We start from the raw sequence: 21,258 nt of genomic DNA on the forward strand, positions 1-21,258 counted from the left end.
AAACGCACGTGCCTTCCTTCTCACGCAGTCTTGAAAAAGCACTTCACCAGGCTCTGGCCTTCGCCAACGAGCGACAGCAGGAGTATGCAACGCTGGAGCATCTTCTGCTGGCGTTGCTGGACGACCAGGACGCGGCTGCGGTCATGCGGGCTTGCAACGTGGATCTGGAAACGATCCGCCGCAATCTGGTTGAATATATCGAAACCGAGCTGGATAACCTTGTCACGGACAGTGACGAGGACTCCAAGCCGACCGCGGGCTTCCAGCGCGTGATTCAGCGGGCGGTTATCCACGTCCAGTCGTCAGGCCGGGAAGAGGTGACCGGCGCCAACGTGCTTGTTGCGATCTTTGCCGAGCGCGAAAGCCATGCGGCCTACTTCCTGCAGGATCAGGACATGACCCGTTACGACGCGGTCAATTATATCTCGCACGGCATTGCCAAGCGTCCCGGCATGTCCGAGGCCCGTCCAGTCGAAGGGGCGGATGAAGAAGATGTGATGCCCGGAGCTGAAACCGAGAAGAAGTCCAGTCAGAAGACGGACGCTCTTGAAGCTTACTGTGTCAATCTCAACACCAAGGCCACCAACGGCAAGATTGATCCGCTGATCGGGCGCGACAGCGAAATTTCGCGCACGATCCAGATCCTGTGCCGCAGGTCGAAGAACAATCCGCTCTTCGTCGGCGACCCGGGTGTCGGCAAGACCGCCATTGCGGAAGGGCTGGCGCATCGCATCGTCAATGGCGATGTGCCGGATGTCCTGAAGGATGCCACCATCTTCTCGCTCGATATGGGTTCGCTGCTGGCGGGTACCCGCTATCGCGGCGATTTCGAGGAGCGGCTGAAGCAGGTGGTCAAGGAGATCGAGGACTACCCGGGTGCGGTGATGTTCATCGACGAGATCCATACGGTGATCGGCGCCGGTGCAACCTCTGGCGGGGCGATGGATGCGTCCAACCTCCTGAAACCTGCGCTTGCTTCCGGAGCTATCCGCTGCATCGGTTCGACCACCTACAAGGAATACCGCCAGTTCTTCGAGAAGGACCGGGCGCTGGTCCGCCGTTTCCAGAAGATCGACGTCAACGAGCCGTCGATCCCGGACGCGATCGATATCCTGAAGGGCCTGAAGCCTTACTTCGAGGACTTCCACAAGGTTCGTTACACCAACGATGCCATCAAGGTGGCTGTGGAGCTGTCGGCCAAATATATTTCCGACCGCAAGCTGCCGGACAAGGCGATCGACGTGCTGGATGAAACCGGTGCCTCGCAGATGCTTGTTCCCGAAGCCCGCCGCCGCAAGACCATTGGCGTGAAGGAAATCGAGAACACGATTGCCACCATGGCCAGGATCCCGCCGAAGTCCGTTTCCAAGGATGATGCGGAGATTCTGGAGAACCTTGGCAAGGATCTGAAGCGGGTTGTCTATGGACAGGATGAAGCTATCGGGACGTTGGCGTCTGCCATCAAGCTGGCGCGTGCCGGTCTGCGTGAGCCTGACAAGCCGATCGGCAGCTATCTGTTCTCCGGCCCGACAGGCGTCGGCAAGACGGAAGTCGCTCGGCAGCTGGCATCTTCACTGGGTGTTGAACTGATCCGGTTCGACATGTCCGAATACATGGAGAGGCACACCGTGTCGCGCCTGATCGGTGCACCTCCGGGATATGTAGGCTTCGACCAGGGTGGCCTCTTGACCGACGGTGTCGACCAGCATCCGCACTGCGTGCTGCTGCTGGACGAGATCGAAAAGGCCCATCCGGACCTGTTCAATATCCTGTTGCAGGTGATGGACCATGGCAAGCTGACCGACCATAACGGCAAGCAGGTCGATTTCCGCAATGTCATCCTGATCATGACCACCAACGCCGGTGCCGCGGACATGGCCAAGATGCCGGTTGGCTTCAACCGGATGAAGCGGGAAGGCGACGACGCGGAAGCGATCAACAAGCTGTTCACGCCGGAGTTCCGCAACCGTCTCGATGCGATCATTCCGTTCGGCAATCTGCCGATGGAAGTCGTCTACAAGGTGGTCGAGAAGTTCGTCATGCAGCTGGAAGTCCAGCTGGCTGACCGCGGCGTGACCTTCGAGCTGACGGAAGATGCCGTCAAGTGGCTTGCTGACAAGGGCTATGACAGCCAGATGGGGGCTCGCCCGCTTGGGCGGATCATCCAGGAGCACATCAAGCGGCCTCTGGCCGACGAGGTGCTGTTCGGCAAGTTGAAGAAAGGCGGAATGGTCAAGGTCACCGTGTCCGAGGACGGCAAGGGTCTGCTTCTGGAAAGCATCGAGGAGCGTGCGACACCGCCAAAAGCCAAGGCCAAGACCGAATCCAAGGCAAAGCCCAAGCGCCGGCGCAAGCCTGCTGCCAAGGCAGCGGCCGCCAAGGATACGAAGCCTCCTGCAGGCAAGAGCGGTCCGGCCAAGAAAAGCCTTGTGCCCAAGGTGCCGCTGGCCGACTGAGGCCCTGCACAATCAGATAGGAAAGGCCCCGAAGAGATTCGGGGCCTTTTTGTTTTTCGCCTGCACAGACGACGCGCAATGCGCGAAGCGGGCCGGGTTGGTACACGCCCCGGGCTTGTCCTCCAACAGGCGTACTGGACTTGTTCTCATTCATGTTTGGAATTGAAACCATTCAGGAAAATCATTTGCCGCCGCCCGGCTGCTTGCCTAGCTATGAAGCAGACACTTTCGGGAGAACGGACATGAGCGATAACAAGGTTGCGATGATCACCGCTGGCGGCTCCGGCATGGGAGCCGATGCAGCAAGACGGTTGGCTGCAGATGGGTTCCGGGTCGCAATTCTGTCGTCCTCCGGCAAGGGGGAAGCGCTCGCGGAGGAATTGGGCGGGGTCGGGTTCACCGGATCCAATCTGGTTGCTGACGACCTGACCTCTTTTGTCAGCAAGACGGTGGACGCTCTTGGTCGGATCGATGTTCTCGTCAATTCGTCCGGACATGGCCCGAAAGGCGATATTCTGGAAATCTCCGACGAGGACTGGCATCTCGGCATGGACTACTACCTGATGAATGTCGTTCGGCCGGCACGCCTTGTCGCTCCGATCATGGCTGCGCAAGGTGGTGGAACGGTGATCAATATCTCCACTTTCGCCACCTTCGAGCCGGATCCGATGTTTCCGACTTCCGGCGTGTTTCGGGCAGGGCTGGCCAGCTTCACCAAGCTGTTTGCCGACAAGTTCGCTGCCGAGAACGTGCGCATGAACAATATCCTGCCCGGTTTCATAGACAGCCTGCCGGAGAAGGAAGATCGCCTGGCGCGAATCCCCATGGGCCGCTACGGCCGCTCGGACGAAATCTCAAGCCTGATCGCCTATCTGGCCAGCGACGAGGCGGCCTATATCACAGGTCAGAACATACGTATCGATGGTGGGCTGACGCGGTCGGTGTGAGGTAATTCGAGTGTTAGAAGGTCATTCCTAGAACGCCCGGCGGCTCTGGCCGTTTTCCCTGAGCGTAGTCCAACAATGCACGTAGCCAGAGAACGCTGTTTTCGTGCGGATCTTGGGACAGTTCCTCAGGGCGAGTTTCAGTACGCCCCACAACGTCGACAGATTTCCTGCAAGAAAGGGCAACCTTCTGCCGACCATCGGAACCGATTGGGCACCAGAGTTTTTTCTGTTTGAGTGCTCCCCAAGCAACGCCCCGCCTGAAACACGTCAACGCTCGATAATCCGGGTCGATAATCACTCTGCCGCTTGGGCCTATCATACCCCAGAGCCCATTTTCTTCGAAGCGCTTCAGCATACCGCCACAGGCCAGGATTGCTTCGCTCTCTTCTTTGGTTGGGTCTCTGGGCTTTACGACTTCTTTGTTGTGGGTGTCGATCCAGAATTCTCTTCCATTCTGCTCGACCTTTAAGACAACCGGGTCTTTTTGGGGACCTGTCTGAGACCGAACGACGAACCAAGTTTTGTTGTGTCTGTATATTTGGAGCTTGTCGTAAAGCGGGGGAACTAAAAATTGTCCATCGTCGTCAATTACACCCCATTTTCCAGCGGAGAATACCGCAGACAATCCTTCGTTGACGTAGAGAACGTTGTCATAGCAGCCTTTGGACGGCAGTGTTCGACCGTCTTGCGTAACAAACTTATACTGGTTGTCGCCGATTGAGACCAAATAGGGCGACAAGCAGAAGTCGTCAGAAAACCGCTTGTTTATAGCGCTAACTTTCGTCTTCACCAAGGTGTCAAGCTTGAGATGGCGGATCGCGAAGAGCCCGTTCAGTTCGATTACCTGAAGTCCTTTGGGGCAAGAAATGTGCACGTGACCGTTGCGTTGATCAGGCACCAGATCTCCTTCAGGCGTAACGCTGCGCCAAAGCCCATTTTCCAGAACTCGCGGCCAGCGGCCATCGGTTGGTCGGTCAACATTTTCATAATAACGGCCGGTCAATAGCTCGCCGCGTCGGGTTACCAAACCCAGTTGTGAAAGGTTGTCATATTTGCGCGCAAGCCCATACCCACCCATCCAGTAACTGAGACCTTCAAACTTGAGTGGAATGACGAGTTTGCCGTTTCTATCAACGGCACCTGACATTCTCTTCACAGTCTGAGGTGACTTTGGCTCGACCTCATCAGGAATGCCTTGCACCGTTGCAAAGTCGTCAATGAGCCAATACGCGCTTGTGTACCGCGGTGTAACTTGCCACGAGCCATCAGCTCTCAGAAGGCCGAAGAGCGGCTCTTTACCCTTAGCTTCAGACGCCCAAATCAGGCCACGGCTCAGCTCGTCAAAATAGGCAACTTTGTATCGCTTCTTTGAAATCCAACCCTGATCGATCCGATACAGACCCAATCGTTTTTTGATGAAGATGCTGCTGAGTTCGTCTAAAGGGGCAAGTCTGAACCTGTCTTCGAGGCGACGTTGTCCTTCTGCCACAAGAACAACGTCTTCAGTAAACGGAATTGCTCGGGCGAACTGTGTCTCGACGACGACTTTTCCGTTTCGGTCAATGACGCCTGCGTGATTATCGATAACGACTTCCGCATGGCCGGATGAAAAAGTGCCTGCAAGGTCGAAGCGCGGTTCGATAACCATAGAGCCGAGGCTGTCGACATATCCCCATTTGCCTTCTCTCTTAACTGCGGCCAGTCCTTCGCTAAAAGGTAGTGCATCCTCAAACTTGAAGGGGATCAGAGTTTGTCCCGACTTTCTGTCGACATAGCCGCAGAGGTCGAACGGCCCGCCGCATCTGAACGAAATGTCCGAGACGTCAGCGATGCCCGGGGAGTTGGAAAACAGAAATACGAAGAGGCATGTCGGAAGGAAAAATAGTTTGCGCAACATTCAGGCCACTCTGAAACAAAAAATGATCTAACCCTGATCGTCTTCAATTGTGGCGCAAATGCAGTCATGGGTTGTGTCGACTGGCGGTCGCGTCTTTTTGGCACTAACGATGAGTAGGCTAGCCGGTTCGGCTCTCTGGCGTACCGGTTCACAATTAAGCACTCTGGACAGAAAATCTCCAAAAAGGTAAGGCTACCTTACTAACTGCCCAGAGATGAGTCAGCTTGATGACGGCTCCTGATCAACCAGATATCGACCAGGAATCCCAGAACCCGCCGGAACATGCCCGGGTCTGGATGGCGCGTGGAGCGCGGGCGGCGGTGTCTATTCCAGCGTTTATTCTGACCGCGGCGTTTGTCGGATATGCGGGTCTTGCCCGTGAAACAGGGCTGACGCTCTGTGAGACGCTGGCAATGACCGGTTTCGTCTGGGCGCTGCCTTCCATCGTGGTTCTGACCGGCGCGATTTCTTCCGGAATGGGTATCCTTCCTGCCGGAATTGCCGTCGCTCTTGCGTCAGTCCGCCTGATGCCGATGACAATGGCCTTGATGCCGCTGGTCAAGGTGCCGGGCAAGACAAAGACCTGGCAATTGCTGATCGCGTCTCATTTCGTTGCGGTGACTGCCTGGGTATTCGCGATGAAGCACCTGCCGGACATGCCAAGGGAAGGGCGTCTGCCGTTCTTCATTGGTTTTGGCGCGGCGGTGACCAGCTTCGTCTTCTGCATGACCGGTGTCTCCTACCTGTTGGTTGAAAGCATGCCGGGCATGGTGGCAGGTGCCTTGTTCCTGCTGACGCCTGTTTATTTCCTGTGCTCGCTCTGGGGGGCTGCAAGGCTCAATGCCGACCGGGCGGCGATGGTCGCAGGACTGCTGCTCGGACCGGTCTTCTTCACCTATCTGCCTGGACTGGATCTGCTTTGGACCGGCCTTGTGGGCGGCACGATTGCCTACCTCGGAACCAGGATCATGCGCAGGGGGCTGTCGTGATGGAGGGACCAACAGCAGGTGGATTGGTATCCGAAACCTGGTGGCCACTGGTGATGATCATCATCGCCGGCTGGTTTGCAACTGACGTTTGGCGGTGGCTGGGTGTCTTTGCCGGTGGCCGGCTGCGTGAAGACGGCGAACTGCTGATCTGGGTGCGCTGTGTTGCAACCGCACTGGTGGCCGGAGTGATTTCCAAGCTGATCCTGTTCCCGCAGGGTGTGCTGGCAGAAACACCGCTCTGGCTGCGTCTGGCTGCTGCCGGTTTCGGCTTCGCGTCGTTTTTTGCAGCCCGGCAACGTGTGTTTGTTGGCGTACTTGCCGCAGAAGTCTTTCTCGTTTCCGGTTGGCTGATCCTCGACACGATGGCTCCCTGACACCAAGCGATTTCCCATGTTCACTTGCCCGGCAGATAGGCTAGGTTGAAGAGCACGGCGATTGCACCCGGTCAAGGAGAGGAACATGGCGGATCAGGTCGAACTCTTTTATGCACCTCAGACACGCGCCACCGGCGTACGTGTTCTCCTGGAAGAGCTGGGCGCACCTTACAAGCTGAATGTGCTCAATCTGAAGCTGGGTGAAAACCGGACCTCCCGATATCTTGCCGTCAACCCGGCTGGCAAAGTTCCGGCACTGCGCGTTGGCGAGGCAGTCATTACCGAACAGGTCGCGATCTATGTCTATCTGGCTGATCTGTTTCCCGAAAAAGGACTGACACCCTCGCTGGATGATCCACTGCGCGGACCGTACCTGCGCTGGTTCGTGCATATGGCATCCTGTTTTGAGCCGGCACTGATCGACCGCGCACTCAAGCGCGAAGAACCGCCGCATTCCATGTCCGCCTATGGTTCGTTTGACACCGTCATGGAAAGCATGCGTGCCCAACTGGCAAAGGGACCTTACGTTCTTGGAGAACGGATGACGGCTGTCGACGTTCTGTGGGGTATGGGGCTGCGGTGGGGAACGATGTTCGGCATCGTACCGGAATTCGAAGAATTCACCGCCTACATCGAGCGGTTCGCGGAAAGGCCGTCGGTGGTCAAGGTGCTGCAGGAAGACCAGAACATGGCTAGGGAGCAGGAAGACGCCGCTGTTCAGGCGGGCGTCGCGTAAAATCTTGTCACAAGCGGCGTCTTCTCAGCGATGCGCAGCACCGTCTGCGGTTACCCTCTCTTCTATCCGCAATCCTGACAGGACAATCTTTTGCCGCGCACTATCTAACGAAACGTCGTTTTTGCGGCACTAAACTTCGAATGGGGGATGATCGGATAAAACGCAGCCGACCTAGAGTTAACGATTGAAACCGGGCGCAAGCCAGATGGTGACTGTAAACTTGGAGGTAATCTGACGATGAAGGACAAGTACAAAGATACGGAAATGCTGGAAAAGCTGGGCGAGGCCGCAAGATCTGGCCGAATTTCCCGCCGTGATTTCCTGAACTATTCCATGGCTGCCGGTGTTGCAGCTTCCGCCGCAACGGGGCTCTGGACCACGAAAGCCAAGGCGCAACCAAAGCAGGGCGGAACCTTCAAGGTCGGCATTCATGACGGCAACACATCAGACACCCACGATCCGGGCACCTATCTCACCATCGCCATGATCGTACTGGCGCATACTCACCGCAGCTATCTTACCCTGATCGAACCAGACGGGTCTCTTGGGCCGGATATCGCCACCGAATGGACGGCGAATGCGGACGCAACGGAGTGGACTTTCAAGCTCAACGAAAACGTCACCTTCCACTCCGGTCGCAAGATGACAGCCGACGACGTCATTGCATCGATGAACCACCACCGCGGCGACAGCACGACCTCCGCGGCCAAGGCTCTGCTGACCGACGTCGCTGATATCGTCAAGGACGGCGACAACACGATCGTTTTCAAACTGTCTTCGGGCAATGCGGATCTGCCGTGGCTCATGACCGATTACCATTTGGCCATCTGTCCGGCGAACGCCGATGGCTCGATCGACTGGGCTTCGGGCGACGGTACCGGTCCCTACAAGATCGAAACCGGTGACTTCGGTGTCAGGTTCTCTCTGACGCGCCATGACGGCTGGCATCTGGACGGTGCACATTTCGACGGTGTGGAACTGATCATCCTGACCGATCCGAACGCCCGTCAGACGGCTCTGGTTACTGGCGACGTGGATGCCGTTTCGCTTATCGATCTGAAGACGATGGGTCTGCTTGCGCGCAATCCAAACCTGGAGATCGACAATGTGCCGTCTGCCTCGACGCTCACGATGCCGATGTTCTGCGACACGCCTCCGTTTGACAACAAGGATGTTCGCAACGCACTCAAGCTCGCGATGAACCGCGACGAGATCATCGAGAAGATCGCCTTTGGTGCAGCGACAAAGGCAAACGATTTCCACCATTCGCCAGCCATGCCCTATTGGCCGGATGACATTCCCCAACACGACTACGATCCGGACCAGGCGAAATCGCTGCTGAAAAAGGCCGGTGCCGAGGGACTATCCATCAGCATTTCCTCTGCGGAATCCATCTACTCCGGCGCGGTCGATCTTTGCGTGCTTTATGCCGAACATGCCAAGGCGGCAGGCATCGACATCAAGGTCGTGCGTGAACCGAACGACGGCTATTACTCGGATGTCTGGCTGAAGAAACCGTTCTGCGTGGTGGCCTGGGGCGCGCGTCCGACACCTGACGTGATGTATTCATTGGCCTACAAGTCCGATGCCGCCTGGAACGAGAGCCATTGGCAGAATGAGCGTTTCAACGAACTGCTGTTGATGGCGAAAGCCGAATTGGACGACACCAGGCGGGCGGAGATGTACCGGGAAATGGCGCTGCTTGCGCATGACGACGGCGGCACGATCATCCCGTTCTTCCGCAACTTCGTTTATGCCCGCCGCAGCAATGTTCAGCATGGTGAGCAACTGGCATCGAGCTGGGAGCTCGACGGTGCCCGTGCCTGCAGCCGCTGGTGGTTCGATAGCTGATTGAGCATCGAGAAAAGCGCCCGCCCGGTTTGTAGCCAGGCGGGCGTTGTCTGTTGTGTGCTGAATGGCTGGAGATGCTCGCCTGACTCAGGCCAGTGCGGCTCGTATCTTTTCTGCTTGGGCTGCCAGCACGTCATTGTCTGCCATCGCGCCGGTGTGCGGTTTCAGCGACACGCCCTCGAAACGTGGAATGACGTGGACGTGGGTGTGGAACACCACCTGGCCACCGGCAGGTTCTGAGAATTGCTGGATGGTCGTGCCGTCGGCATCAAAGGCCTTGATCACCACCCTGGCCATGGTCTGCGTCGTTGCCATGACTGCGTTGAGATCGTCCGGCGCGATGTCCAGAATGTTGCGGGAAGGGGCTTTCGGGATCACCAGAACATGACCATCGCCGCGGGGCATGATGTCCATGATCACCAGTGTTTTATCGTCCTCGTAAACCTTGTGGCTCGGCAGTTCGCCGCGCAGGATTTTGGCAAAGACATTCTGGTCGTCATAAGCGGGCGTGGACATGTTTGCATTCCTGTCTGATAGGCAAAAGAATTTCGCGAAGCGGTGTTCAGAAACGAGCCACCCCGACACTTGAGGGTTGATCAAAGGACCATCAATCGATTCCGATCAAGAGTTACTCCTGATCTAGTCCGAGTTTTCTTGCAGCTGCAAGCCGCGACATGCGGCAGAACCGCCCGGATGAGTTTGCTCAAGCCGCGGTTGTTCAGGAAACGGTTTCGGTGGCCAGTTGACCGGCATTTGATGCTTCAGGATCCGTTTGCGATGCGCATGTGAGCTTCAACCCCAGGTCCTCAAGCCTTGTCCTGTCGGGTTTGTAGAACATCCAGTTGCCGATCCGCTTTCCCGTTACCAGGCCTGCTTCCGACATCTTTTTCATGTGCGAGCTTACGGTCGGTTGGCTGAGGCCCACCTTTTCGGTGATGAAACCCACACACACGCCGTCGTCCACGAGGTCTCCGTCCCGCTGGCGGGGGAAGTGGGCTCGAGGGTCGAGCAGCCATAAAAGGATCTGCAGCCGCACAGGGCTCGCCAGTGCTGCCATTGCCAATGAACTTGACTCTACATCTATATTGATATTCATCTATATAGACACTCTTCGACATAGATTGGTGGTTCGAACATGGAAAATAGCCTTCTCGGCCTTCAAGCGGAAGCCTTTTCGAACGGCGCGGCGCGCGGCGTGCGTTATCTGAAACAATTGCCGGATCGGCGCGTCGGGCCGAATTTGTCTCGTCTTGCCGAGCTCGATCCGGGTTTGCCGGAGCAGGGCGCCGACGTTGACGATATTCTTGATCTGCTCGAGACCGTGGGCGGTGAGGGCACTGTTGCGACGGCGGCAGGTCGGTACTTCGGTTATGTCATAGGGGGCGCATTGCCTGCAGCCTCCGCGGCCCGGGCCTTGCTCTCCGCGTGGGATCAGGTTGCAGACGGTTTGACGGGACCTTCCGTGATCAAGATGGAAGAAACGGCGGTGTCCTGGATCGTTAGGCTTCTGGGGCTGCCTGAAGGTACCGATGGCGCTTTCACCACCGGTGCGACCATGTCGAACATGGCGCTACTGGTCACCGCGCGCGACACGCTGTTGTCGCGCCTTGGCCACGAAAGAGGAGAGGGCCTGATTGGCACTCCCGGCTTGCGGATCGTCGCCAGCGCCGAAATTCATGCAACCGTGCTGAAATCCCTTCGAATGGCAGGCCTGGCCACGAAATCGATCGAGTGGGTGGAGGTGGACGATCAGGGGCGGATGCGGATCGACAAGCTACCCGAACTGGATGATCGCACGCTCGTTTTGTGCCAGGCAGGAAACGTTTGCAGCGGAGCCTTCGATCTATTTGATGAACTCGGCGACAAGTGTAATGCCGCTGGTGCCTGGCTTCATGTTGATGGCGCTTTCGGGTTGTGGGCAAGGGCCTGCAGCGATACGGCAACGGCGCTCAAGGGACTTGAGAAGGCAGACAGCTGGGTGGTCGACAGCCACAAGACACTCAACACGCCATATGATTCAGGCTTGGCGTTGTGCCGCCATCCGCAGGAAATGCAGGCGTCGATGGCAATCGGGGCCACCTATCTGCCGGCGACCGTATCAAACCCGGCCAACCGCGCTCCTGAATTCAGCCGGTCTGCGCGCGGAGCCGAGACCTGGGCTGCGCTGCTTTCCCTCGGCCGGCAAGGTCTTGAGGACATGCTGAGCCGTTTTCACGGTCATGCAAGGCGCATTTCAGGGGATCTGACAGCACTCGGGTTCGAAGTGCCACATGAGGTGCATTTCAACCAGGTGTTTGCGACGCTGCAGGGGGCGGAAGACGCCTGTGCCCGCATCGCTGGCCATGTTCAGGCTTCCGGTGAAGCCTGGTTCGGTCAGGCCTCCTGGAAAGGACGACAGGGGTTTCGCATCAGTGTCTCGAACTGGTCAACCCGGACGGAAGATGTGGACCGGCTGATAGCTGCTGTTGCAAAGGCAAAGGCCGAGGTGATGGCCCCGGCCTGATGCAGCTCACATTGCAGAAGACGCGACCCTGGTCAGGTCCTTTCGGGCCACAGATATGACAGGGTTGCGTTCGAGCGTATGACCACGAATTCCTCGCGTTTTTCCCATCGGCCCAAAACGTTGATTTCAGTCACCGAACAATTGCCGTGCTGACGCCGCAAGGGATCGCAGGCGCGGGCTGCAGTGGTATAGAGTTTCGCCCGTCGGTTCTTGAATTCGTTCAGCCAGGCTTCGGCATAGATTCCGGCACTGTCCACCAGATCGGCGTCCACTTCCTGGTAGTTGAGAGGCTTCTCTGTCTCGAATGCACCGGGGACTTGCTTCTCTACGAACTCAAGCTGCATCCTGATCTCGGCAAATTTCGGATCATCCTTGAATTGCTTGGCTTTTGTCAGCTTTACCCGGCAATTCGATGCAATTGTCTTCACTAGGAGCTTGCATTCGGCTTCCGCGATTCTGGGGGCCTGACCGGAGATGAAGACCTCGATCATGTCCCTGTCGGCAGGAGCTCCTGTTTCCTTCAAGAGCTCTTTCACCGATACGGGCATGACGATATTGACCACCCGTCCGGCATCGAGGTTTTTGAAGTCCGTGAGGGCGACGTAGCCGTCTTTCAGGGAACCGCCTGAGCCATGCCTGGCGTTGTGGACTGTCGCCTGTCCTTTCAGCGGATCGTTCTTGAAGCCGAAGACAGTGTTCGCGACGTTGGCAACACTGAACATGATGTAGCCGTAGTAGAGCGTCACTGCGAAAAAGATCACTCCGCAGGCGATTTGAAGGATACGCATCAAGACTGTTCCCTGTTGCTTATGAACCGGAATTGGAATTGGCGGTGCTGTCACGTCCGAGAGCCTTGTCGACCAGCGGCCTGATCTGCGCCATCGCCTTGTCCTCGTAGCCGGACTTGCCAGCTACTGCGATGTTCTCGACCGGCGTCATGATGACGAGTGATCCCCCCAGTGGACGGAAGGGAATCCGGTCATCAAGATTTTCCGGGATTGGCCCAACGAGCACATGAGTTGACCGTTCCACGCCAGCGAGATTTTGCTCGCTTCTTATGCCGAAGGCGCTCTTGAACCAGCTGTCATACTTGCGATAAGCCGCCTTGTTCTTGGCAACTGGCTCTTCATGAAGGCTCGGATTTTCCTTGGCGTTTCTTGCGAAAAGCCAGTGATCTTGCATCTTTCGCCAGGGCTGAACACCGCAGGAACGAAGGGTTCTTGCACCGGCCATTTCAACAGGCACGTCAGGATCAAGATTGGCGAAAGCGATATCGCCGACACCGAGTGCCACCACATGCGAGATGCGGGCGCCAGGTGCCAGATGTATGTTCCATAGGATCTTGCCGAATTCGTTTTGCAGGATCAGGTAGACCGGCTTTTCGGTTTCCGTAACCACGACATCGACAACAGGAAAACTGTCGTCCTTTGCACTGAGTACCATCGTGTCGACACGGATCTTTCTGGGGTCGTCGGCTGGTTTTTGGGCGTTTTCAGCCAGCTTTTGTGCCCGTTCCCGAATTTTTGTTTTCGACCAGGTATAGATCGGCGCATGCATGTTGCCTGTGCCGACATGCACATTGCCGATATATTCTCCGAGGTTGGGTTTGCGGAAGCGGCACAACGCAGTCGGCTGCTGCATGACCACCTTCGCGGGAAGGTCGGTGTCCAAGGTCGTTTCCTTGTACCCGGTCACCGCGGACTGGATCCAATGAGGTGTCCCGTCTTCCGCGACCAGGACGCCGGGTGATGCCTTGTAGCCGCGCATGTCGCGCTTCAGACCGGACTGCGGGTCTCCGGATGGAACGTTATCCGAGCAGGCGAGCAAACCGAAGCATAAGGCTACGGCAAATCCTTTTTTAAAACGCATCCGTAAGCTCCGGAAATGTCTGGCGTTGGGTATGCGTTCACAGGTTGTATCATTCGTCTTAAGGTTTAGTTTCGCCGGGAGGGCAATTCTTGCGTTACTGACGGTTTAAATCGGGAAATGTTCTTCTGATGTCTTGTTGGCGATGCTGAAAAATCTCTCTAGATAAGATAAAGAGGCGCGGTGATCAGTATTCACCCCGACCCGGCTTGCGTCAGGTCGGGGTGTAATGTCAGGCGGCTTCGCCCAGTTCAGATCCGTCTTTGACCAGTTTTGCAACCGCTGCGAAGTCCAGCTTTCCGGAACCCAGGACAGGAACCTTGGATACCACACGGACTTCTGCCGGTATCATGAGGTCCTGTGCGCCTCGGGCTTTGGCGCCTTCAACGAAGGCTGCGCGGTCCGCATCCGGGTTTTCCGTCACAAGCACCAGTTTCTCGCCCTTGCGGGCATCCTTGATGGCGGCAACTGCGGACAGATGCTGCGGCCAGATCTGACCCGCCAGGGCTTCCACGGCGGACAGAGACACCATCTCGCCTGCAATCTTGGCGAAGCGCTTGGCGCGGCCCTTGATGATGATGTAGCCGTCGTCGTCGATCTCGACAATGTCGCCGGTATCGTGCCAGCCGTCGACAAGTGGTTCGACGACCCCGGGATTTTCGGCCTTCAGATAACCGACCATCACGTTCGGTCCCGACACATGCAGTCTGCCGCCGGTTTCCACACCAGGTACGGGCTCAAGGCGAGCCTTCATGCCGGGCATCAGTTTGCCGACCGTGCCCGGACGGTTGTACATCGGTGTGTTGAGCGCAATGACCGGTGCGGTCTCGGTCACGCCATATCCTTCCAGAACACGCAGACCGAAGCGTTCCTGATAGATCTGCCTGGTTGACGGTTTCACCGGCTCTGCGCCTGCAAAACAGTAGCGCAGGGAGCGGAAGTCGTAGGCATGGGCAACGCGGGCATACCCGTTGAGGAAGGTGTCCGTACCGAACAGGATCGTCGCATTGGAGGTGTAGATCAGCTCCGGAACGATCCGGTAATGCAGGGGCGAGGGATAGAGATAGACCGGGACACCGGATATCAGCGGCAGGATGGTGCCCGCGGTCAGGCCGAAGGAATGGAACATCGGCAGGACGTTGAACACCTTGTCGTTCGGGGTGAAATCGATCCTGGCGGCTGCCTGCGTGGCATTGGACAGGATGTTCCTGTGTGTCAGCACAACGCCTTTCGGTGTTCCCTCCGATCCGGAGGTGAACAGGATCACTGCCGTGTCGTCGGCCTGCCTGCGTACCAGGGGGCGGCTTTTGGTCAGAAGGCCGCGGATCTTGTCCATGAAGCCGATTTCAGAGCGCAGATCTTCCAGCCAGATGATGCGAACGTGGTCTTCCAGGTTTGAAGCCAGTTGCTCCAGACGGGCCTGCTTGACGAAGGCGCGGGAAGACAACAGCGTACGAACATCCGCAGCACGGCAGGCCGCGAGAATGTTTTCCTGACCGGCAGTGAAATTGATCATGGCGGGCACCTTGCCGGCAGACATGGTCGCCAGAACGGTAACGGCAGCGCCATTGGCATTCGGCAGCATGATGCCGAGGGTGTCTTCTCCGCCGGTGTGCCGCAACAGTTTGCGGCCAAGCACTGAGACGCCTGTCAGCATTTTGCCTGCATTCAGCTTTCCGGACACCGGATCCTCAACCGCCAGCTTGCCGTAGCCGTACTCTTCGGCCGTGGCGATTACCTTCTCCAGGATCGTCACGTCTTCCGTCAGGCTGGTTTCAAACATCAGTTCGGACATGACGCTGTACAGCTTGGCGCCGGCTGCAGCGCGCCGCTGACGTCCCCTCAGTTCGTCGTCGAGGTCCAGGCGGGTAGGTTCCATGATTGTCACCTTCACTTTGGGGAACAGACGCTTGCGGATCTGGCTTGGGTTCAGGTAGGAGAACGGCGTTTTTTCAAGTCCGTCGATGCGGATCGGGACGATCATGGCCCCGGTCTTGTCGGCCACCATGGCCGCGCCGTCGTAGACCTTCATCAGGCTGCCGGTGACAGTCAGCCGGCCTTCCGGGAAGATCACCATCGGTTCGCCGGAGTTCACCACCTTGATCAGTGCGCGGGTGGCCATGGGTTTTGACGGGTTGATCGGCAAGGCATTAGCAAGGCGCAGGAAGGGTTTGACCCACCAGCGCCGGGCAATGTCATAGTCGATGGCGAAGGACGGCTTCTTGTCGGTCAGGGTCAGAGCCAGGCCAGCGTCCAGCAAACTAACGTGGTTCAGCGCCAGGATCGGGGCTTCGCCGGCTTTTTCCAGATTTTCCAGGCCTTTGACTTCCATCCGGAAGATGGCGCGATAGAGGATCGAGATTGCATCGCGCATCGGGTTGGTCGGCAGGATCTTGAGCATCACGATAGCTGCGACAAGGTTCAGCCCGGCCAGCGCCAGAAAAATTGCAGGAACGGAAAATCCAAGTTTCTGGGCTCCTGCCAGCAACAGTCCGCCAACCGTCATCAGGGCAGCGCCAAGGGCGTTGGACGCTGCTATCCGGCGGGCCCGCACCTGCGGTTTCGCCCAGGTCTGGAGTGCCGTGAAGGTGGGAACAACCAGCAACGCACCGGAAATGGCAAGGCCGGCCATATCGACACTGAGGCGGATTACGCCCTCATGGGTGAGGAACTCGCGCAAGCCAGATGCTGTTGCGGTTGCCGGCAGGCCTGCCAGGGTCAATGCCGCATCCAGGCAGAAGAGCGCCAGCAGAAGCGTTCCGACAGGAGCCGGCAAAAGGACGACACGGCCAGCCAGAAGCCAGGCGGCAATTGCCGATCCGATGCCGATCGAAACGGCGAAGACGGTCAGGAAATAGGTGACGGCAATTTCTTCACCGCCCAGGAACGTCTTGACCATCAGCGGCAGAACAGCGAGCACCATGGCACCGATGAGCCAGAACCAGGCATTCATCATTGCTACCAGGAAGAGACGACGATCGGCAGCCAGATCTCTCACCACGCACCATGTGGATGTCGCAAGGTTCCAGTCAATCGTCAGATGAGGGGCTGCTGCTGGCGCGGAGGGAATTTGCCGGCTCAGTCCGTAACATGCGAGAGCCAGGGCTATCATCACTGGAGCAAAGATCAGGGTCGGAGCGCCGGTGCTGAACAAAAGGCCGGCGGAAATCGTGCCGCCCAGGATTGCCAGAAAAGTTCCCGCTTCTATCCAGGCATTGGCGCGCGGCAGGTTTGAAGCCGGCAGATGATCCGGGAGCAGTCCGTATTTGACCGGGCTGAACAAGGCAGACATGGCACCAAACACGAATAGCGCGGCAAAGAGGATGGGGAGGGAGGACAAGGCCATGCCTGCCACGGCCAGGCCTGCGCCTGCAATTTCTGCAAGCTTGGTTGCCCGGGCAATCCGTGCCTTGTCGAATTTGTCTGCGAGTTCGCCCCCGAGTGCGGACAGAAACAGGAAGGGCGCGATGAAGACAGCCCCGGCCAATGTTATCAGAACACCGGTGTTGCCACCGTCTGCGCCGTGTCCACCAACCTGGAACAACACCAGGAACACCAGGGCGTTTTTCAGGAAATTGTCGTTGAATGCAGAGAAAAACTGCGTCCAGAAGAGCGGTGCGAAACGTCTGGATGTCATCAGTGACGCGCTCATGAGGTCCTCCTTCGAAGCAGCTATCTGTCAATCTGCTTCATAACCTTCAATCTTTGAAACCCGGACGGAGAGTTAGAAACTCCGCCCGGTTTTATTTCTGGATCAGACTTGTTCCGGCTTGCTGATGTCCATCAGCAGTTTTTCCGTCTTTGCGTCTTCCAGGCGGTTATGGAACTTGTTGGCTTCTTCGCGATCACGCATGGTCTTGGTCAGGGTGACCGCTGTATGGACCAGCATGATTGCGGCCATTGCGTAGAAGCCTTTCGCGGAGAAGCTTGCTTCAAGGTTCCAGATGCCCAGGGCCATCATGATAGCGGCAACTGTGAAACTGCCGGCGGTAAAAATGGTCCAGTTGTTGGAATGTTTGACTGTGGGTTCCTGCATGGTCTTGTCCTCGTGTTAGCTGCTTTTTTCCAGAAGAAGGGGAATGTCGGATTTCAAGCGGGCGAGCACATCGTCCGCTCGGGTTTTCACAGGTGCGCCGCAACCTGCATCGCCCAGTTTCTCGATAACCGCACTTGGGCTATCCGCTGCCGACAACGTCTTGAATTCCTGTTCGGCCAATTGGTCGCGTTCCTGGCGTCGGCGGATGTCCTCCAGCTGTCCTTCTGCAAGGGCGAGTGCCGACTGGCCGGTACTGGAGCCAAAGGACTGTGCTTTCTGGATCTGGTCGCGAACTTCAACGGTGCGTTCACCGCGCTTGAGGGCGCGCAGACGGCTCTGGGCGCGGTGCAAGGTTTCCGTGAGGCTTGAAAGATCGCCGTCGAACGATCGGATCGCGTCTTCGAGCGCCGACTTTTCGTCTTCCAGAAGTGCGATAGCTTCCGCAGCCTCTCTCGCGAGGGGTTCAAGACCTTTGAGGAGGGCGTTGCGAGCCCTGTTCTCCAGATCTTCGAGGGATGCATTGATTTGCCACAGCCGCTTGCGGTCCTGCTGCTGTTCTGCTTTGGCGCGGGCCAGAGCAACCTGGGCAGCCCGGACGGAAGCGGCGGCTGTACGCGTGTTGATGGAGAGGAGAGCAAGAGACTGATTGTCCCGGCTTTCCTCGGCGCTGGTTAGAAACAGCGCCTTCAGTTGGTTCATGAATGGCTCAAACATCGTGCCTCCCTCAAAAGGTGAACGTTGTTCACTATTTGACAAAGCCACATGATTTTGATTAGGTCAAGCATAAAAATGAACAAAGTTCACTTTTGAGGTGCGATACGGTTAATGGCCGGAGTTCAAAAAGCAAAAAGCGAAGAAACCCATCGCCGCGTTCTGGAAGCGGCGATTGCCGCTGTGGAAGCAGGGGGCATGGAAGCGGTCAACATCAGAAAGATCGCGGCTGATGCCGGTTACTCGGTGGGATCGGTCTACAAGCATTTCGCGGACCAGGATGCGTTGTTGCTTGCAGTCAACTCGGTGACGCTCGGCCGCATCAAGGATCTGATGGCATCGAAAGTCGAAACCGTGGATGAGCCCTTGGTCCGGCTCAAGGTGCTGGCGCTGGCCTATCTGGCGTTTGCGCGCGACAATCGAAACCTCTGGATGACATTGTTCAGCCATCACTTGCCTGAAGGCAAGGCGGTGCCTGAGTGGCATATTCAGGAAAATATCGCGCTTCTCGGTTTCATCGCAGCACCGTTGCGCGAACTCGATCCAAGCATGATGGAAGAAGATCTCGCAGCCCGGACCCGCACCGCTTTTGCGGCGGTACACGGTCTCGTCACGATCAGCCTGGAGGCACGGTTCGTCGGCCTGTCCGGAGAAAAGCTGGAGCAGGAAATGAACTTTCTGGTCGAGCGCCTGGCCGGGTAGGGAGGTCCCTGGCTGCCAGGCCGTAGATTACCCTGATGGGGCTTACCAGGCTCTCACCCGTTTCTCCGGTGGCAGCCACATCGGATCGCCCTCCTCGATGCCGAAAGTCTCGTAGAACGCATCGACATGCTGCAGGGCGGCAAAAGCTCGATAAGGGCTCGGAGGATGCCCGTCACCGGCGACAAGCATGCGCAGGAACGGATCGGAAGCCTTGGCCGTCCAGAACTGTGCCCAGCCGATGAAACAGCGCTTGGCCGGTGACAAGCCATCTATCTCGACATTTTCCTCAGGGTGCTCGGCCAGATAATCCATCAGGCTTTCATAGGCGAGCGTGATACCGCCGACATCGGCCATGTTCTCTCGAACATTCAAGGGGCCGTTGGCGTTAAGGCCAGGCAGCACTTCGAACGCGTTGGCCTGGTCGATCAGTTTCTGGGCCTCGCTGTCGAAGGCCTTTGCATCTGCTTCCGTCCACCAGTCACGAAAGTTGCCTTCCGCATCGTATCGGCGGCCACCACTGTCGAAACCATGGGTCATTTCGTGGCCGATGACCGCGCCGATCCGGCAGAAGCGCAAGGGAGCGTCCATGTCGTGGCTATAGGCTGGCGGCTGGGTGATGGCCGCATTGACCTCGAAGCCGTTGATGGAGGGCGTGTAGCCGGCATTAATGACGATCGGCAGCGTCGTCTGCGTGTTGAATTCCTCGTGCACGACGGGTTTTTTGATTTTCTCCAGCATGCGGTTCATGGAAAAGGCTCCAAGATTGCGCATGTTTTCTACGGGATCGTCCCCGATCTCGAGTTTGGAATAATCGACCCATTCATCGGGATAACCGACTTTGTAGTAGAAGGTGTCGACCTTCTTCAGGGCTTCGGCACGAGTATCTTCCGACAACCAATCCCGCGTTTCGACGCGCTCGCGAAACTTCCCGTGAATGCGCTCGACCATCTTGATGACTTCGGCCTTGGTCTCGTCGGAATAGTAGGTTTCCACGAAGAGCTGGCTGGCAGGATGGCCGAGGTTCTCTTTCAGCAGGTCGTACATGTGCTCCTGACGAGGGCGGTCCGTTCGGGCACCGGTCAGGACAAGATTGAACTCCTTGGCGGGTTCTTCGAAGGCTGACGTCAGGAATTCCTTGTAGTTTTCAATAACCCGATAAGCCGCATAGGCTTTCAGATCTTCAAGCGGTGTTTCCTTCAGCACTTTTGAGAGTTCTGGCAGAGCCCTTGGTTCGAACATGAAGACTGCATCGGGTTTCTCAAAGCCGACTGTTTCAAGATAGAGATCGAGGTCGAATTCCGGCACCTGTGCCTGGACCTCTTCATAACCAAGTTTGCTGTAGCGGTTGCGTGGATCGTTGCCTTCTTCGGGCGTCAGTATCCCGGCATAAAGCGCTGTTTCTATTCGAAGTGTGATGTCGGCGATGCGAGCAGCATCGTCCTCCGGATAACCGGCGACCTTCATGATTTCCGCCACATAGGCACGGTAGGCAGGAATGCGCGGATCGCCTTCCTTATTGCGCAAGAGTTCGAGATGGTGGTCCTCAACGCCGAAACTGGGACCTACTGAAAAAATTGCGTAGCGCTTGCTGTCCGCTGGATCTGCACTGGGTGCGAAAATCGCGAACAGGGCCGGTCCGGACATTGCGGCCTGGTCAGCCGCGAACCGGGTGAGGTCATCCAGGGTTTCCAGGGCTTCGATGGCGTCCAGGTCGCTTTGGATCGGTTCGATGCCTGCAGCATCCATCGCCTCGACATTCATATAGGCTTTGTAGAAATCGCCAACGAGCTGCGTCGGGCTGCCCTTGGGCGCTTCCGCGGTGCTCTCGCTTGCCTTTTTCGCAACAGCTGCAAGCTGCTTGATCAGTCTTTCGCCGATGATCGAAAAAATATCCCAACGCGCCTTGTCCACTGGCCGGTTCACCCGGTCGAGCCACTTGCCTGAAGCATAGCGATAAAAATCGTCGGCTGGATCCACAGAGGTATCCATATTCTCGGGCGAGAATTGAAGGTCGTCCGGGGTCAGCGGGGGGAGGCTGTTTTCCTCAGCGAAGGCAGATCCGGAAAGCAGCAAGGTGCTCGTCAGCAGAAGTGGGATTATTTTCATTTCAGCGCCCCCGGGAATGCTTGTTACCCCCGCGTAAGAATAGAGTTCCGGCTGCAGATGGCAATCCGATTAGTGCAAGGGTTG

At 57.2% G+C, this 21,258-nt stretch carries 17 protein-coding genes; 8 read left to right on the forward strand and 9 right to left on the reverse strand.

Going from position 1 to position 21,258, the window contains the following annotated elements; all coding sequences use genetic code 11:
- Window positions 1–8: 8 nt before the first annotated feature.
- Together clpA and FIU93_RS18775 are read left to right on the forward strand one after the other, a co-directional pair.
- Window positions 9–2,456, forward strand: a complete 2,448-nt coding sequence (clpA, locus tag FIU93_RS18770) for an ATP-dependent Clp protease ATP-binding subunit ClpA (RefSeq protein WP_152506424.1) — start codon at window positions 9–11, stop codon at window positions 2,454–2,456.
- 242 nt (window positions 2,457–2,698) lie between these two features.
- Window positions 2,699–3,403, forward strand: a complete 705-nt coding sequence (locus FIU93_RS18775) for an SDR family oxidoreductase (protein ID WP_075282995.1) — start codon at window positions 2,699–2,701, stop codon at window positions 3,401–3,403.
- 13 nt (window positions 3,404–3,416) lie between these two features.
- Here the strand turns inward: FIU93_RS18775 and FIU93_RS18780 are convergent, their stop codons facing one another.
- Window positions 3,417–5,300 (reverse strand): WG repeat-containing protein, encoded by a 1,884-nt coding sequence (locus FIU93_RS18780; RefSeq protein WP_152506425.1) that lies wholly within the window; start codon window positions 5,298–5,300, stop codon window positions 3,417–3,419.
- 227 nt (window positions 5,301–5,527) lie between these two features.
- Between FIU93_RS18780 and FIU93_RS18785 the strand changes: the two genes are divergently transcribed.
- From FIU93_RS18785 to FIU93_RS18800, 4 genes are all read left to right on the forward strand, one after another.
- Window positions 5,528–6,289, forward strand: a complete 762-nt coding sequence (locus tag FIU93_RS18785) for an AzlC family ABC transporter permease (RefSeq protein WP_353621956.1) — start codon at window positions 5,528–5,530, stop codon at window positions 6,287–6,289.
- Window positions 6,289–6,663 carry an AzlD domain-containing protein gene (locus tag FIU93_RS18790; RefSeq protein WP_055654604.1) on the forward strand — a complete coding sequence of 125 codons (375 nt, stop codon included), beginning with the start codon at window positions 6,289–6,291 and terminating at the stop codon, window positions 6,661–6,663. The genes FIU93_RS18785 and FIU93_RS18790 overlap by 1 nt, the downstream gene beginning before the upstream one ends.
- An 85-nt stretch (window positions 6,664–6,748) precedes the next feature.
- Window positions 6,749–7,399 (forward strand): glutathione S-transferase family protein, encoded by a 651-nt coding sequence (locus FIU93_RS18795; protein WP_152506427.1) that lies wholly within the window; start codon window positions 6,749–6,751, stop codon window positions 7,397–7,399.
- A gap of 237 nt (window positions 7,400–7,636) precedes the next feature.
- Window positions 7,637–9,250 (forward strand): ABC transporter substrate-binding protein, encoded by a 1,614-nt coding sequence (locus tag FIU93_RS18800; protein WP_055654603.1) that lies wholly within the window; start codon window positions 7,637–7,639, stop codon window positions 9,248–9,250.
- A gap of 87 nt (window positions 9,251–9,337) precedes the next feature.
- Here the strand turns inward: FIU93_RS18800 and FIU93_RS18805 are convergent, their stop codons facing one another.
- On the reverse strand, window positions 9,338–9,766 hold the full coding sequence (locus tag FIU93_RS18805) for an HIT family protein (RefSeq protein ID WP_055654601.1): 429 nt from the start codon (window positions 9,764–9,766) through the stop codon (window positions 9,338–9,340).
- Between the two features lie 202 nt (window positions 9,767–9,968).
- On the reverse strand, window positions 9,969–10,346 hold the full coding sequence (locus tag FIU93_RS18810; RefSeq protein ID WP_235814880.1) for a metalloregulator ArsR/SmtB family transcription factor: 378 nt from the start codon (window positions 10,344–10,346) through the stop codon (window positions 9,969–9,971).
- A gap of 39 nt (window positions 10,347–10,385) precedes the next feature.
- Between FIU93_RS18810 and FIU93_RS18815 the strand changes: the two genes are divergently transcribed.
- Window positions 10,386–11,753, forward strand: a complete 1,368-nt coding sequence (locus FIU93_RS18815; protein ID WP_152506428.1) for an aminotransferase class V-fold PLP-dependent enzyme — start codon at window positions 10,386–10,388, stop codon at window positions 11,751–11,753.
- A gap of 32 nt (window positions 11,754–11,785) precedes the next feature.
- Here FIU93_RS18815 and FIU93_RS18820 read toward each other — a convergent pair whose 3' ends face one another.
- From FIU93_RS18820 to FIU93_RS18840, 5 genes are all read right to left on the reverse strand, one after another.
- Window positions 11,786–12,541 (reverse strand): hypothetical protein, encoded by a 756-nt coding sequence (locus FIU93_RS18820; protein WP_152506429.1) that lies wholly within the window; start codon window positions 12,539–12,541, stop codon window positions 11,786–11,788.
- A 19-nt stretch (window positions 12,542–12,560) separates the two neighbouring features.
- Entirely contained in the window at window positions 12,561–13,622 is a 1,062-nt protein-coding gene (locus FIU93_RS18825; protein ID WP_152506430.1) for a hypothetical protein, read from the reverse strand.
- 229 nt (window positions 13,623–13,851) lie between these two features.
- Window positions 13,852–17,271, reverse strand: a complete 3,420-nt coding sequence (locus FIU93_RS18830; RefSeq protein WP_152506431.1) for an acyl-[ACP]--phospholipid O-acyltransferase — start codon at window positions 17,269–17,271, stop codon at window positions 13,852–13,854.
- A gap of 102 nt (window positions 17,272–17,373) precedes the next feature.
- On the reverse strand, window positions 17,374–17,655 hold the full coding sequence (locus FIU93_RS18835; RefSeq protein ID WP_152506432.1) for a YiaA/YiaB family inner membrane protein: 282 nt from the start codon (window positions 17,653–17,655) through the stop codon (window positions 17,374–17,376).
- Between the two features lie 15 nt (window positions 17,656–17,670).
- Window positions 17,671–18,369 carry a PspA/IM30 family protein gene (locus tag FIU93_RS18840; protein ID WP_055654589.1) on the reverse strand — a complete coding sequence of 233 codons (699 nt, stop codon included), beginning with the start codon at window positions 18,367–18,369 and terminating at the stop codon, window positions 17,671–17,673.
- Between the two features lie 111 nt (window positions 18,370–18,480).
- Here FIU93_RS18840 and FIU93_RS18845 point away from each other — a divergent pair, with 111 nt between their 5' ends.
- Window positions 18,481–19,068, forward strand: a complete 588-nt coding sequence (locus tag FIU93_RS18845) for a TetR/AcrR family transcriptional regulator (RefSeq protein WP_022998342.1) — start codon at window positions 18,481–18,483, stop codon at window positions 19,066–19,068.
- Between the two features lie 42 nt (window positions 19,069–19,110).
- Here the strand turns inward: FIU93_RS18845 and FIU93_RS18850 are convergent, their stop codons facing one another.
- Window positions 19,111–21,174: a M13 family metallopeptidase gene (locus FIU93_RS18850; protein ID WP_152506433.1), complete on the reverse strand. Its 2,064-nt coding sequence runs from the start codon at window positions 21,172–21,174 to the stop codon at window positions 19,111–19,113.
- Window positions 21,175–21,258: the final 84 nt, after the last annotated feature.

It is taken from the genome of Labrenzia sp. THAF35, from assembly GCF_009363595.1.
GTDB classification, from domain to species: Bacteria; Pseudomonadota; Alphaproteobacteria; order Rhizobiales; family Stappiaceae; genus Roseibium; species Roseibium algicola.